Source organism: Streptomyces sp. NPDC059037, from assembly GCF_042740015.1.
Classification (GTDB): domain Bacteria; phylum Actinomycetota; class Actinomycetes; order Streptomycetales; family Streptomycetaceae; genus Streptomyces.
In genome coordinates this window covers 17,065-30,675 of record NZ_JBHYIG010000028.1, presented here as the reverse complement: position 1 = coordinate 30,675, position 13,611 = coordinate 17,065, and the positions used below count along the sequence as shown (strand labels likewise).

The following is a 13,611-nucleotide window of genomic DNA, read 5'->3' as shown; positions in this document are numbered from 1 at the left end:
ACAGCATATGGAGGAGTGCAGGTAACTCCTGTGTTCCTCGATGGCTGAAAGCCTGCGACGCTCGGCGGCGTGAACAGCACCGCCACCGCGGCAACCGCCGCACAGTGTCCTACCGCCGCAGGCCAGCACCACGCTCCGTACGCCGCGGCGCTGCAGGCCCATGCGGGCCGCGGCTGGCTCCGGCTGAATGTGCCCGGCCACGGGGCGGACACCGCCCGGTTCGATCAGCTGACGTCGCTCATGGGCCCCGACGCCCTCCGCCTGGACTTCCCGCCTCTCCTCGATGGCCTCGATCTCGGCACCGGATCGCCGCTGGCCCAGGCCCTCGAACTCGCGGCGGACGCCTGGGGCGCACGCCGCACCTGGTTCCTGACGAACGGGGCGTCGCAGGGAAACCAGATCGCCTCGCTGGTGGCGCCGTCGCTGGGCCGCGCACTCGTCGTCCAGCGCAGTGTCCATTCGAGTGTCATCGACGGTCTTGTCCTTTCAGGCCTGCGCGCCCGCTTCGTGCATCCGTCGGTCGACGCCGACCAGGGCATCGCGCACGGCATCACCCCTGAGGACCTGGCCAAGGCGCTTGCGGAGCATCCAGATGCCGCGGCCGCCTACGTGGTGACTCCCAGCTATTTCGGTGCGGCGGCGGACGTCCGCGGCCTGGCCGACGCCGCGCACTGCGCCGGCGTACCGCTGTTCGTCGACGAGGCCTGGGGCTCGCACTTCGGCTTCCACCCCGACCTGCCGGCCGGGGCCCTCGCCCAGGGGGCCGACCTGGTCGTCTCCAGCACGCACAAGCTGGCGGGCAGCCTCACGCAGTCGGCGATGCTGCACCTCGCCGAAGGACCGTTCGCCGAGCGCCTTGAGCCGCTGGTCGACCGTGCCTTCCGCATGGTCCAGTCGACGAGCGCGAGCGCGCTCCTGACGGCTTCACTCGACGTCGCACGCGCCGCTCTCGTACGCGACCGGGCAGCCATCGGAGCATCCGTGTCCGCCGCCGACCAGATACGACGGGTGATCCGCGGCCTCGGCCGCTTCACCATCGTCAGCGACACCTTCGGGAGATTCCCCGACATAGCCGCCGCCGATCCCTTGCGGATCGCGATCGACACCCGCAGGGGTGGCATCAGCGGACACGAGGCGCGGCACCGCCTGTCGCGCGACCACCAGATCATGGTCGAGGTGGCGACGGACTCCGCGATCGTCGCGGTGGTGGGCGCGGGGTCCGTCCCGGACACGGATCGCCTCGTGGAAGCGCTGCACTGCCTCCCGTCCGCACCGCCGGACAGCGCGCCCACCGCCGACCGCCCGCGACTGCCGCTCCCCGGACCCGCGCTGATGACGGCTCGCGAGGCCTTCCTCAGCCCTTCCCGGGCGGTACGCGCGGAGGACGCCGTGGGCATGGTCTCGGCGGACACCCTGGCGGCGTATCCCCCCGGAATCCCGAACGTGCTGCCGGGCGAGGTGATCACACGGGAGGTGGTCGACTTCCTCCAGCTGACCGCCGCGGCGCCCAACGGTTACGTACGCGGCGCACTCGACCCTGCTGTCGGGGGCCTTCGCGTCGTCGATGCCGGCGCCTGCTCCTCGCTCTGAACTCCCGCGTCGACCATCGGACGCGGCTTCGGGATCTGGGCCCCTTCCCCGTACATCCACTGCGACAGCGCCACCCGCAGCCGCTCCGCCCGCCGCACCCGCCTGCGGACCCCGTGCTCGTCCGTGTCCGGCAGTGCTTCGAGCGGGGTGGGCTGTTCGTGCTGGGTCAGGCGGTACAACTCGCCTTGTTCCAGGGGTTCGTGGACCTCCACGAACTCGCCGTGCGGCAGTCGCCGTATCCGGCCCGTCTCCCGGCCGTGCAGCACCTTGTCGTGGTCCCGTCGCTGGAGCCCGAGGCAGACCCGCCGCGTGACCACGAACGCGATCACCGGGCCCGCGAAAAGGGCCACGCGCACGAACCAGGTGACGGAGTTCAGGGAGAGATGGAAGCGCGTCGCCCAGATGTCGTTGCCGCCGCCGATCAGCGCCACGAAGAAGACGGTGAGCCAGGCGACGCCAAGTCCCGTGCGCACCGGGCGGTTTCGGGGGCGGTCCAGGAGGTGGTGTTCGCGGTGGTCGTCGGTGATCCACGCCTCGATGAACGGATACACGCCGATCATGAGCAGGATCAGAGGGAACACGATGAAGGGGATGAACACGCCCAGGGCCAGGGTGTGGCCCCACAGGGTGATCTCCCAGCCGGGCATCACGCGGACCAGGCCCTCCGCGAAGCCCAGGTACCAGTCGGGCTGTGCGCCCGTGGAGACCTGGTCGGCGCGGTAAGGCCCGTACGACCAGACCGGGTTGATGGACGCGATCGCCGCGATCACCGTCACGACACCGAAGACCAGGAAGAAGAATCCGCCCGCCTTGGCGAGATACACGGGGAAGAACGGCGCGCCCACGACGTTGCGTTCGGTCTTTCCGGGGCCGGGGAACTGGGTGTGCTTGTGGTAGACGACGAGGATCAGGTGCGTCACGACCAGCGCCGCCATGATGCCGGGCAGCAACAGGACGTGGATGGAGTAGAAGCGGGCCACGATGTCGTCGCCGGGGAATTCACCGCCGAAGAGGAAGAACGAGAGATACGTTCCGACGACCGGTATGGAGAGGAGCGCGCCCTCGACGAAACGCAGCCCCGTACCGGACAGCAGGTCGTCCGGGAGTGAATAGCCCAACAGGCCCTCGAACAGGGCGAGTACGAGCAGCAGCCAGCCGAACACCCAGTTCAGCTCGCGGGGTTTGCGGAACGACCCCGTGAAGAAGTGCCGCATCATGTGGACCAGCATGGCGGCGACGAAGATCAGCGCGGCCCAGTGGTGAATCTGCCGGATGAGCAGTCCGCCGCGTACGTCGAAGCTGATGTCGAGCGTCGACGCGTACGCCTCCGACATCCGGACGCCGTTCAGCGGGAGGTAACTGCCGTGATAGTCCACCTCGTTCATCGACGGGTGGAAGAACAGGGTCAGATAGATGCCGGTGACGATCAGGATGATGAACGTGTAGAGACAGATCTCGCCCAGCAGGAACGACCAGTGGTCGGGGAAGACCTTGCGGAGGTATTTGCGGCTGATTCCGTAGACGCCGAGCCGTCCGTCGGCCCAGTCGGCGACGCGTTCGCCTCCCGTTGCCCGCTGCTCGGTCCGTTTCGGGGCGGTGCTCTCGGACATCCCTTGCCTCCCGTGGGCGCTCACACACGGGACGGGCCGGACGGGCGGAGTGTGACATGCCGGAGCCGGTGTGTGGCCCATGTCACGGAAGGGCGGGGCGCGTTGGCGCCGAGAGGTGACGCCGTGCGGCGACGCGAGAGGTGACGCCGAGAGGTGACGCTGTGAAGGGGCGCACCGTCCGATCTGGTGCGCCCCTTCGATCACCCACAGGTTTGACCCGGGGTTCAGGCCTGCCGGTCCCTCATCTCCTGCTGGCGCGCCGCGCGGTCCTCAGGCATCATGCCGCGCTCCGCCTGCTGGCGCTGTCGATCACTGCGCTGGCCGGCCTGACCGGGCTCCTGCTGCTGACGCTGACCCTGCTGGATGGGGTCCTGCTGGGGGTTGTTCCCCTGCTCGCGCCGGCGGGCAGATCGCTCTTGCTTACCCATGAGTGTCACTCCTCGTGAGTGTCGGGGGGATGGGTTCCTTCATCGTGGCACGCGCGGACACTCTGGGCATATCGGGCGGTTACGCTGTGCGATAAGGCCTGTTGGAGGGGGCTAAGGCTCGTCGCTTTCCGGCATTCCCCACGCCTCCCGGAACCGTTTCAGGGCGAGCCGTGTCGCCGCCGGAGACAGGGCGAGTTCGCGACGCGCCTCTGCCAGGCGCTGCACGTCCCATGCCGTTCCGGCGTCCTTCATGTCATCGAGGGTGGGGAAGTTCTTGCGGCCGAAGAAGCCGAGGAGGGTGAGCATGAAGTCGCCGTACGCCCCCAACTCTTCCCACTGGCGCCGGGTTTCGGGTGAGGGGCCGGTGTCCGCCGCGTTCTCCGCCGGCGGTACCGCCGCGTCGATGAGGCGCCGGACGGCGTCACGTGCGAGCGCCGTCTGCTCGTCCCCGGGCCGTTCTTGCAGGAGCAGGACGGCCAGGCGGGTGTCGTCCATGCGCTGTGCCCAGTCGGGCGGGTGGTCGGCCCTGGCCAGCAGCACGCGGAAGCCGGACAGGGTCTCCCTGAACTCGTCCCAGAGCAGGGCGTGGGCCACCTGGGGCAGTTGATTGCGGCCGCTGCTGGGGATGGTGACCATCCGGCGCGTGTAGCGGATCAGGTCTCGTGTGATTCCGCCGGAGAGACAGTGCGCGAGGGCGATGAAAGGGGTGGTCAGGCCGGGGACCCGGTTCTGGAGTATGGCGTGCGATTCCTCCAGGGTCCGGGGCTCGATATGGACGACGTCGTCCAATGAGCTGTCGATGATGTCCCGGACCGGGAGCCCTCGGCGGACGAAATCGGCGCCCACGTCCTCGGCGACGGAGATGAGGAAGTAGACGTTCGGAATACCGAAGACCGCCTTTATCTCGGCGAGCAGCGATCGTGCGTCGTCCGCCGTACCGATGCGGTCGATCTCGTCGATGACGATGAAGATCCGGCCGCTGCCCGCCGCCTTGGCCATGCGTTCCAGCAGGTCCCGGAAGTGGACCACCAGCTCAGGGAAGGTGAGCGTGCGCGAGGAGAGGGTCGTGGTGCGGCCCGCGCCCATGGTTCCGGCGGAGAAGGGCGTAAGACCCGTGGTGGTCGCCAGACTTGTGCTCTGCGCGGTCCGCAGGAGATAGAGGTAGTTGACGCATTCCTTGAGGAGCGGCGACTTCTTCTGCCACCTCGGCAGCGAGACCAGAATGCCGAGGCCGAGCAGCGCGAGCGGTACGCGCGTCAGCCACGGGTGGTCCGTCCAGAGCTGCACCGCCGATGCCCAGATGTCATTCCACGTACGCGTCAGCCATCCGGAGAAACCGCCGTCAAGCGACTGGTTCATCGCCCCTGCCGCCGGTGCCAGCGCGACGGACAACAGGACCGCGGCGACGAGCAGTCGGCCCCAGAACGACACCGCCCCGCGGATCCGCAGCAGGATGTGCTTGCGCAGCTTGACGAGGAAGACGAACGACGAATCGGGCGCCCGCCCGTGCATCGCCAGGAACTGCTCGCACACCCGCTGGAACAGCGAGAGGAGGAATTCCTGCGGGACGTAGGCGGAAGGGATCTCCACGGGGACCACGAGATGGTTGTCCGCGCGCCGCTTCTCCGCCAGGTCCCTGAGGAGAGTGGACTTCCCGACGCCGCGCGGACCGGAGATCGCAAGGGTCCCGCCGGCCATCAACTCCATCTTCGCGTCGAGGCTTTCCTGCTCGCGGTGCGGAACGACGTACCGCAGATCGTGCACCTCGACGAGCCCCAGAATGTCGGGAGTGACGAGCAGGGTGTTGTGGTCTTCCCCGATCAGGCGTCTGAGTACCGGCCCCACTTGATCCGCGAGCGCGGCCGGCAGCGCATTGCGCCACTGGCGGCGTACGAAAGCGACTTGCCAGCGCAGTGTCACCAGCCAGAGCAGCAGAAAGAGACGCCTGGCCGATAAGCGCGTACGTCCGTACTCTTCCACCGCTCGGTCGCGCTGCTCCACGGCGTCCTGGTATTCCTCGTACTCCCCGTATCCCGAGGCCAGTACCTCACCGACGACATGCTGCCGGTGGAACTCCGCCGTGACCTTCTCCTCGTCCACACCCGTCATGTGCTGCTGCGCCAGATAGCCCCTGAGCACCTTGTCCTCGGCGTGCAGGCGGCCGACGGCGTCCCCGTAGGTCAGCTCGTCCGCAAGCCGGTTCCAGACCGCCTTCGCCGGCTCCGGGTCGTCCACCGTGCCTCCGCCGCATCACTCGGACCGTTGCGGCACAGGAACCCCGGTCGCCGCACCAGCCGTGACTGTAAGTCATGCGAGTCGGCAGGCCTAGCCTCCATTCCGTGCGGTGGGTGCGTAACGCAGCAGTACCGCGCCCGAGGTGAAGGGCCGTGTCTCCAGGAGGTCCAGGCGGATGTCGGCGGACTCGAAGAGGCGGGCGCCGGAGCCGACGACCACCGGGAAGACGAACAGCCGGTACTCGTCGACCAAGTCCTCGGCGATCAGAGCGTGGACCAGTCGCGTGCTGCCCGTCGCCACGATGTCGCGGCCCGGCGCCTCCTTCAACGCCCGTACTTCCTCGACGAGGGGGCCGCGCAGCACAGTGGAGTTCTGCCAGCCGGGGTCGCCGATCGTGCGGGAGACGACGTACTTGTCCACCGCGTTCAGATAGCCGGACACCCCGGTGGGGTCGTCCTCCTGGAGTGGCCAGAAGCCGCGGAACGCCTCGAAGGTGTTGCGGCCGACGAGCAGCGCGTCGGCCGCCGCACGGTGCTCGGCGGTGGCGGCCGTGATGTCGGACCGGTCGGTCTCCTTGTCCAGCGGGTCGAACCACCCCCCGGCCATGTCCATCACGCCGTCCAGCGTGACGTTCTCCGTGACGACGAGCTTGCGCATGGGAGCCTCCTGTGACGTGTGCGTCCACAGGGGTAGACCGCTCCCGTGGCGCCGAGTCATCGCCGGTTCGGAAGGCGCCGCATCATCGTCGGCCGGAAAGGATCACCGCCGGTCGGAGAGCGTGCTGCCGCCGCGGCTGCCCAGACTCGTCAGTACGTAGATGAAGAGCGCCGCGAACAGGCCCACCGCCCAGCCGTAGTCCGCCAGGGGTTCCAGGAAGGGGATGAGGCCGTCCTCGGGAAACGGGCCCTTTCCGGGGGCCGAGTAGGAGCCGCCCACCGCGAGGGTGCCGCCGATCGTGAAGGCCAGCAGGGCCCGCCAGTTCCAGCCCGCCGTGTACCAGTAGCGGCCGTGCGGGCGGTAGAGGTCGGCGAGGTCGAGGACCGTACGGCGGATGATCCAGTAGTCGGCGATCATCACGCCCGCCACCGTGCCGAGGAGCCCGCCGACCACCCCGAGCCAGGTGAAGATGTACAGCTCGGGCGTCGCCGTCAGCTTCCACGGCATGACCAGGACGCCGATGACGCCCGTGATGAGCGCCCCGGTACGGAAGTTGATCAGCTTCGGGGCGAGATTGGACAGGTCGTACGCCGGAGAGACGACGTTCGCCGCGATGTTCACCGAGACCGTCGCGACCAGGACCGTCACCAGGGCGAAGAGCAGTCCGAATACGTTGTCCGTCTTCGCGGAGAGCTCCACCGGGTCCCAGATCGCCGCTCCGTAGACCGCCTGTGAACCGGAGGTGACGAGGACCGAGAGCAGCGCGAAGGCCGTCATCGTCGTCGGGAGACCCAGGGACTGGCCCCAGACCTGGGCCCGCTGGCCCTTCCCGAAGCGGGTGAAGTCGGGGATGTTCAAGGACAGGGTGGCCCAGAAGCCGATCATGCCCATGAGGGAGGGGAAGAAGACCTTCCAGAAGTCCGCGCCCCAGCCCAGTTCCGAGGGCTGGTCCAGGAGCGGACCGAAGCCGCCCGCCTTCGACGCCATCCACACCAGGAGCACCACCGCGCCGATGAGGACGAACGGCGCCGCCCAGTTCTCGAAGCGGCGCAGTGCGTCCATCCCCCGGTAGATGACGGCCAGTTCGAAGGCCCAGAAGACCACGAAGCAGAGCCACAGGGTCCAGGGATAGCCGCCCACCTCCGATGCGCTCGCCCAGCCGCCGAAGATCTTGCCGAGGAGCAGGAAGATCCCCTGGCCGCCGATCCAGGTCTGGATGCCGAACCAGCAGCAGGCCACCGCCGCCCGGATCAACGCCGGGAGATTGGCGCCCCGCAGTCCGAAGGAGGCGCGCGCCAGGACGGGGAACGGGATGCCGTACTTGGGTCCCGCGTGGCCCGTCAGAAGCATCGGGAGCAGCACGATCACATTGGCCAGAGCGATGACGAGCACCGCCTGCTTCCAGTCCATCCCGAGCGCCACGAGGCCGGAAGCCAGGGTCCAGGAAGGGATGTTGTGGGCCATGCCCACCCACAGGGCCGTGTAGTTGTACACGCCCCAGGTCCGCCGCTCCATGGGGACCGGAAGCAGGTCCTCGTTCGCGAACCGCGGGTCGTCCAGGGTGACGCCGTCGGCGAGCGACACCCGGCCGTCGGGGTGGGAACGCTGGGTCGGGATCGTGTGCCCGGTCGCGGTGAGCTGAGCCGGGGAGGAGGCGGGGGTGGGGCCGGCGGAGGGAACGGGGGGGAGGACTGGCGTCGTTCATGGGCAGGCCGTTCTTGACAGGGCACGCCCGGCCACGATGGCTCGTGCGGAGGTGCCACGTGACAGGGACAGGGCGCTGTGCGGGTGCCGTGATCCAACGCGGAGTGGAGAGGACTGTACAACTCCCCTGACACTTACGGGAGTAGCGGTTCACAGATGGGGAGAGGCATGAGCGGGGCGCAGGGGGACATAACGGTCGGGCAGCTGCTGCTCGCCGAGTACCAGGTCGTCAAGGACGAGCAGAAGGCCCGGATCGGGTTCCGCGACAATCTCCTGTACGTGACGCTGGCGGCCGTCGCGGCACTCGTCGCCGCCACCGCACAGACCGAACGGGCCTCGATGCTCCTCGCATTGGGGCCCGTCTGTGTCGTCCTGGGGTGGACCTACCTCGTCAACGACGAGAAGATCTCGGCGATCGGCGCCTATGTGCGGGGCGATCTCGGGCCGCGCCTCGCGGAGTTGGCGGCCACGGACGAGCGGGCGGACTCCGCGGCCCCCGCGGCCCCCGCGGCCTTCGGCTGGGAGACCGCCCATCGCGGTGACGCGCGGCGCCGCTCGCGCAAGGTCATCCAGTGCCTGGTCGACCTGGTGGCGTTCTGCGTGGTGCCGCTGGCCGGCCTCGTCGTCTTCTGGGCCGACGGGGAAGGGGGCGGACTGCTGCTCGCCCTCTCGGTGGTGGAGGCGGCGGCGATCGCGGGCCTGGCCGCCCAAGTGGTGGGGTATGCGCGGCCGTTCGGGCGGGGATGACGGGGAGTGGTCCTACGACGGCCGTACCGCCGTCACCAGCCACACCCCCGCCCGCATCCGCACACCGCTCTCCGTCGCGTACGGACGGAACACGTCCTCCAGTGCGGCCCGCGCCTCGGGGGCCACGGCCCGGCCCGGAGTGCGCGACAGCATGAAGTCGACCGTGTCCTGCGGGGTTTCGCCCCAGACGGCTTCGATGCTCACGGGTGTCACCGTGACGTCCTTGTAGGCGGCGAGCGCCTCGTGGATGCGGTCCGGGGCGGAGAGCGAGGCCATCGCGGCACGGGTCGCGAGCGCGTCGGCGGACGGCTGCTCCCCGGGCCCTGCCTCTTCCTCAAGGAGCCTGCCGAAGAGAGCGAGCGCCCGGGACTCCTCGCTCGCTTCACCCGTCTCTCCTGTATGTGCTGTCTCCCCTGTTTCCCCTGTCTCCCCTGTCTCCACAGCCTCCTCGACGGGCTGCGGACAGACGAACACGAGCCGTCCGCCGGGCCGCAGCGCCCGCCCGATGTTCTCGAACGCGGCCGCGTGATCCGCGAAGAACATCACCCCGCCCCGGCTGATCGCCACGTCGTACGCCGCGGCCGGGAAGGCATGGACCTGGGCGTCGGCCAGTTCGTACGCCGCGTTGGGGATGCCGTCGGCCGCGGTGCGCGCACGGGCGACGTCGAGGAGCGGCGCCGAGATGTCGACGCCGACCGCGTGGCCGTGCGCGGCGCGCCGGGCCGCGACCCGGGTGGTGCCCCCGGCGCCGCAGCCGATGTCGAGGACGCGGTCGCCGGCGCCGATGGCCGCGGCCTCGAACAGCGTGTCGTTCAGGCCGCCCAGCATCCTGTCGAAGCGCCCGTGATGGGCGGCCCAGTGGGCGCCCACATCGCCGTTCCAGGCCCTGACCTGGCGGGAGTTGGCGGCGGCGATCTTCTCCGTGGTCATGACGTCTCCCTGGTGAGGTGCGCGGTGATGCCGCTCTCGATGCGGTCGACGGCGGCGAACGCGCCGTACGAGATCAGATGCACCAGGCAGTGATCGCTGAACGGCGGCTTCTTCCAGGCGGCCACGTCCTCGTCCGTGATGCGGTACGGCGCGAGTGCGGCGAGCAGCGCGAGCCGTGCCCCCGGCCGGGACGCGCGGTCCGGCAGCGACTCCCACACCATCGGCGGATGCGCGCCGTCCCACGACGCCAGGGTCTCCTCGACGAGCCGCTGATCGGCATCGTCGAGCAGGCCGGCGCCCATCGTCGCCGCCGCACGGAGCGCGGCGTACGCGGGACCGACGGGCGAACCCGCGGCCCACTCGGGGCCGGGCAGCGGCTCGTCGAGAAGGGCCAGCGAGTCGCCGGGCGTGACGGTGCGGCGGACCGCCTTCTGCAGCGAACGTCCGCCGAGCGAGCGCACCACGCGCAGGCGCTGTGCGTTGCACGGCAGCATCCGCTCGGTCATCAGCGACGACGCGACACGGTTGATGAAGTGGAAGGTGAGCGCGGTGCCGATGTGCGCGGGGGCGTGGGCGCGCGGGAACGGCGGCGCGAGCTCCGGAGCGCCCGGTGTACGGGTGGCCTTGCCCCAGGCGAGCAGCCGCGCCTGGTCCGGGTCATCGGGCTGCTCGCCGCGCAGCACCCGCTCGGCGACGCGGTGGTCGCCGGTGGCGTGCAGCATCACCGTGTGCGCGCTCACGCAGAACGGGCAGCGGTTGGCGAGCGAGACACCGACGGCGACCAGCTCGCGGTCGGTGCGGGTGCTGCCGCCGGGGGTGCCGTCACCGGGTGTGCCGTCGCCGGGTGTGCCGTCGTCCGCGAGCAGGGACTCGCGGAGCAACGCCCAGGTGGCGGTGAACAGTTCGGGTGCCGGGGAGAGCGCGACGAGCGGCGCGGGCTCCGCGAGGCCGAAATCGACGGCCATCTGCGCGTAGGCGTCGGCGGTCCTGCCGGTCGCTGACTTCGGCAGTACGGGATCGGTGTATCGGAAGGTTGCCATGGCATCGAGGGTGCGGGTGCCGGGTGCGCCGGGTCGTCGTACGGCGGAAGGCAGTTGGGAGTACGTCGCCGGGGGCGGGCGGGGCCGTGACTACTGCGGCGGGAGTAGTGGGGAAGCGGTCTGCTCGGACGACGCCGTTGTCAGTGGTGCGGTCTATGGTTTTTGAACACGCGGGGGAACGCGCGGATGCGCGGCGGGTGCGGCGGGGTGCGGCGGGGGATCGACGGAGGTCGGGGGTGAGCGGGGTGGCTGGTCGCGCGGATCGTGAGGGGTGGCGGGTGTGGCTCGGCGACGCGGTGCTCGCGGCCGTCGTGGGCGTGATCGTCACGGTCGCGGCGGTGTACGGGGACGATGCGGGGTTCCTTGACCACGCGCTGCTGGCGGCAGGTTCGCTGGCCCTGGCCGCGCACCGGGCGGCGCCCCGGGTCGTGCTCGCCGTCACCACCGCGTCGCTCCTGGGCGAGGTGCTGCACGCGGGGGCGGACAGCGTGGCGGCGATACCGGTGGTGGCGGCCGTGCACACGGCGGCGCGGGCGGGCCACCGGGGTGTCGCCGCGGCGGCCGCGGGTGTGTTCCTCGCGGGCTTCGCGGTGGCGGGCTCCGCCGCGGACGACGTGGCCCAGCGGACCGTGCTGCTGGCCGGCTGGTTCCTGTGCGCCCTGGTCACGGGCCTCGCCGACAAGAACTGGCAGGCGTATCTGCGCCAGACCGAGCAGCGCGCCCTGGAGGCCGAGCGGACCCGCGAGGAGGCGGCGCTGCGCCGTGCGGGGGAGGAGCGGCTGCGGATCGCGCGCGAACTGCACGACTCGCTGACGCACAGCATCTCGATCGTCAAGCTGCAGGCGGGGGTTGCCGTCCACCTCGCCCGCAAACGCGGCGAGGAGATACCGCCCGCGCTGCTCGCCATCCAGGAGGCAAGCGGCGAGGCGATGCGCGAACTGCGCTCGACGCTGGACGTACTGCGCACGGACGAGCCGACCGGGAGCCCCGCACTCCTGGTGGAGCGCGCACGGGCAGCCGGTCTCGACGTGGAGCTGACGGTGCGGGGTCGGGAGCGGGGCCTGGCCGGAGGCCTTGAGCGGGCCGTGTACCGGATCGTGCAAGAGGGCCTCACCAACGCGGCACGCCATGCGGGGGGTGCCGCGCGGGTAATGGTCGAACTGGACTATGGAGAGCGGGAGTTGGAGGTCCGGGTAACGGACGACGGGCTCGCCGACGCCGGGATGCCGCCGACGGAGGGGACGGGCCTCACGGGGATGCGGGAGCGGGTCGTCGCGCTCGGCGGCACGCTGCGGGCGGGGCCGCGGTCCGAGGGAGGGTTCGCGGTTTGGGCGGAACTGCCGGTGGGGGTGGGGGGAATGGCTTCGGGGGTGGTCGGTGTGGGGGCCGGTGCCGGTGCCGGTGCCGGTGCGGGGGCGGCCGCGGGTGCGACCGAGGCTGTGCGTGCGGCGGGCTCGGAGGGGAACGGCAGGTCGGGGGCGGCGGATGGCTCGGGTGAGGCGGGCGTCGCAGGCAGCTCGGGCGTCTCCGAGGGGTTTGACGGTTCCGGCGTCGCTGACGGTTCGGATGGAGCGGGTGTCTCGGGGAGCCCAGGCGTATCGGTTGGCTTGGGTGGATCGGGGGGCTTGGGTGGCTCGGCAGACCCAGGCACCTCGGCGGGCCCAGGAGTCTCGGCAGGTTCGGGCGGATCGGCAGACCCCGGCACCTCGGCAGGCTCGGGTGGAACGGTGGGCGACCTAGGTGTCTCGGCCGCCTCGGGTGAGTCGGTGGGCTCGGGCGGCTCACGTGCTCCAGGTGTCTCGGATCGCCTGGGTGGCTCGTCTGGCCCGGGTGCTCCAGGTGTCTCGCGTGGCCTGAGTGGCTCGCGTGCCCCACGTGTCTCGGATGGCGCGGACCCCTCGCCCGGCTCACATGCCCCACGTGTCTCGGACGGCCCCGGTGCCTCGCCCAGCTCGAAGGCGAAAGTCGTCGCCGATGTCCGGTGGCGTGGGGAGTGGGCGTGATTCGGGTTGTGTTGGTGGACGATCAGGCGTTGATGCGGGCGGGGTTCCGTGCGCTGCTTGATGCCGAGGACGGGATCGAGGTGGTGGGGGAGGCCGCCGACGGGGAGCGTGGGGTTGCCCTCGTGCGCGAGTGCGTGCCCGACGTCGCGCTCATCGACGTACAGATGCCCGTGATGACGGGGATCGAGGCGACGCGTCGGATCGTCGCCGACCCGCGGCTCGGAGGCGTACGCGTCGTGATCCTCACCAACTACGGCCTCGACGAGTACGTCTTCGATGCGTTGCGTGCCGGGGCCAGCGGGTTCCTGCTCAAGGACACCGAGCCCGCGGATCTGTTGCAGGGCATCGAGATCGTCGCTCGCGGGGAGGCCCTCCTCTCGCCCTCGGTGACCCGCAGGCTGATCGGAGAGTTTGTGTCGCGGCCGCCGGACCGGGCCACGGCGCCGGGTCTGGAGACGCTCACCCGCAGGGAGCGCGAGGTCACCGCGCTCGCCGCGCGTGGACTGACGAACGAGGAGATCGCCGAGCACATGGTGATCAGCCCGTTCACGGCGAAGACGCATGTGAGCCGGGCGATGACGAAGCTCGGTGCGCGCGATCGGGCCCAACTGGTCGTCTTCGCCTACGAATCGGGGCTCGTGGCGGCTCGGAACGCGACTCCCTAGTG

General features: G+C 70.3%; 10 protein-coding genes and 1 pseudogene. 4 read left to right on the top strand and 7 right to left on the bottom strand.

All coding sequences use genetic code 11. The features are described 5' to 3' along the window. Window positions 1–69: 69 nt before the first annotated feature. Window positions 70–1,590, top strand: coding sequence for an aminotransferase class I/II-fold pyridoxal phosphate-dependent enzyme (locus tag ACFWY6_RS09015; protein WP_384687549.1), 1,521 nt, complete (start codon window positions 70–72; stop codon window positions 1,588–1,590). Here the strand turns inward: ACFWY6_RS09015 and ACFWY6_RS09010 are convergent. The 5 genes from ACFWY6_RS09010 to ACFWY6_RS08990 all read right to left on the bottom strand — a co-directional run bounded on the left by ACFWY6_RS09010 (window position 1,515) and on the right by ACFWY6_RS08990 (window position 8,137). Beyond that, window positions 1,515–3,200: a cytochrome bc complex cytochrome b subunit gene (locus ACFWY6_RS09010; protein ID WP_384687548.1), complete on the bottom strand. Its 1,686-nt coding sequence runs from the start codon at window positions 3,198–3,200 to the stop codon at window positions 1,515–1,517. The genes ACFWY6_RS09015 and ACFWY6_RS09010 overlap by 76 nt on opposite strands. A gap of 224 nt (window positions 3,201–3,424) precedes the next feature. After that, a complete protein-coding gene (locus ACFWY6_RS09005) occupies window positions 3,425–3,628 on the bottom strand; it encodes a hypothetical protein (RefSeq protein ID WP_384687547.1) in 204 nt (67 codons plus the stop codon). Between the two features lie 111 nt (window positions 3,629–3,739). Continuing rightward, window positions 3,740–5,863 (bottom strand): P-loop NTPase fold protein, encoded by a 2,124-nt coding sequence (locus ACFWY6_RS09000; RefSeq protein WP_384687546.1) that lies wholly within the window; start codon window positions 5,861–5,863, stop codon window positions 3,740–3,742. Between the two features lie 90 nt (window positions 5,864–5,953). Continuing rightward, a complete protein-coding gene (locus ACFWY6_RS08995; protein ID WP_384687545.1) occupies window positions 5,954–6,520 on the bottom strand; it encodes a dihydrofolate reductase family protein in 567 nt (188 codons plus the stop codon). 102 nt (window positions 6,521–6,622) lie between these two features. Then, window positions 6,623–8,137 (bottom strand): NCS1 family nucleobase:cation symporter-1, encoded by a 1,515-nt coding sequence (locus ACFWY6_RS08990; protein WP_384687568.1) that lies wholly within the window; start codon window positions 8,135–8,137, stop codon window positions 6,623–6,625. Window positions 8,138–8,392: 255 nt separating this feature from the next. On the opposite strand from ACFWY6_RS08990, the gene ACFWY6_RS08985 reads away from it, so the two are divergent. Next, window positions 8,393–8,971: a hypothetical protein gene (locus ACFWY6_RS08985; RefSeq protein ID WP_384687544.1), complete on the top strand. Its 579-nt coding sequence runs from the start codon at window positions 8,393–8,395 to the stop codon at window positions 8,969–8,971. 12 nt (window positions 8,972–8,983) lie between these two features. Here the strand turns inward: ACFWY6_RS08985 and ACFWY6_RS08980 are convergent, their stop codons facing one another. After that, on the bottom strand, window positions 8,984–9,901 hold the full coding sequence (locus tag ACFWY6_RS08980) for a class I SAM-dependent methyltransferase (protein ID WP_384687543.1): 918 nt from the start codon (window positions 9,899–9,901) through the stop codon (window positions 8,984–8,986). Continuing rightward, complete coding sequence (locus ACFWY6_RS08975) at window positions 9,898–10,941, bottom strand: carboxymuconolactone decarboxylase family protein (protein WP_384687542.1); 1,044 nt, start codon at window positions 10,939–10,941, stop codon at window positions 9,898–9,900. The genes ACFWY6_RS08980 and ACFWY6_RS08975 overlap by 4 nt, the downstream gene beginning before the upstream one ends. 245 nt (window positions 10,942–11,186) lie before the next feature. Here ACFWY6_RS08975 and ACFWY6_RS08970 point away from each other — a divergent pair. Beyond that, window positions 11,187–12,290, top strand: a pseudogene (locus tag ACFWY6_RS08970) (sensor histidine kinase); the annotation flags it as partial. A 650-nt stretch (window positions 12,291–12,940) separates the two neighbouring features. After that, window positions 12,941–13,609 (top strand): response regulator transcription factor, encoded by a 669-nt coding sequence (locus ACFWY6_RS08965; RefSeq protein ID WP_360764440.1) that lies wholly within the window; start codon window positions 12,941–12,943, stop codon window positions 13,607–13,609. Window positions 13,610–13,611: the final 2 nt, after the last annotated feature.

Excerpts from the sequence above, each read along its gene's own strand:
- ACFWY6_RS08995 (WP_384687545.1), bottom strand. The coding sequence starts at position 6,520 with ATGCGCAAGCTCGTCGTCACGGAGAACGTCACGCTGGACGGCGTGATG.
- ACFWY6_RS08975 (WP_384687542.1), bottom strand. The coding sequence starts at position 10,941 with ATGGCAACCTTCCGATACACCGATCCCGTACTGCCGAAGTCAGCGACC.
- ACFWY6_RS08980 (WP_384687543.1), bottom strand. The coding sequence starts at position 9,901 with ATGACCACGGAGAAGATCGCCGCCGCCAACTCCCGCCAGGTCAGGGCC.
- ACFWY6_RS08985 (WP_384687544.1), top strand. The coding sequence starts at position 8,393 with ATGAGCGGGGCGCAGGGGGACATAACGGTCGGGCAGCTGCTGCTCGCC.
- ACFWY6_RS09010 (WP_384687548.1), bottom strand. The coding sequence starts at position 3,200 with ATGTCCGAGAGCACCGCCCCGAAACGGACCGAGCAGCGGGCAACGGGA.
- ACFWY6_RS09005 (WP_384687547.1), bottom strand. The coding sequence starts at position 3,628 with ATGGGTAAGCAAGAGCGATCTGCCCGCCGGCGCGAGCAGGGGAACAAC.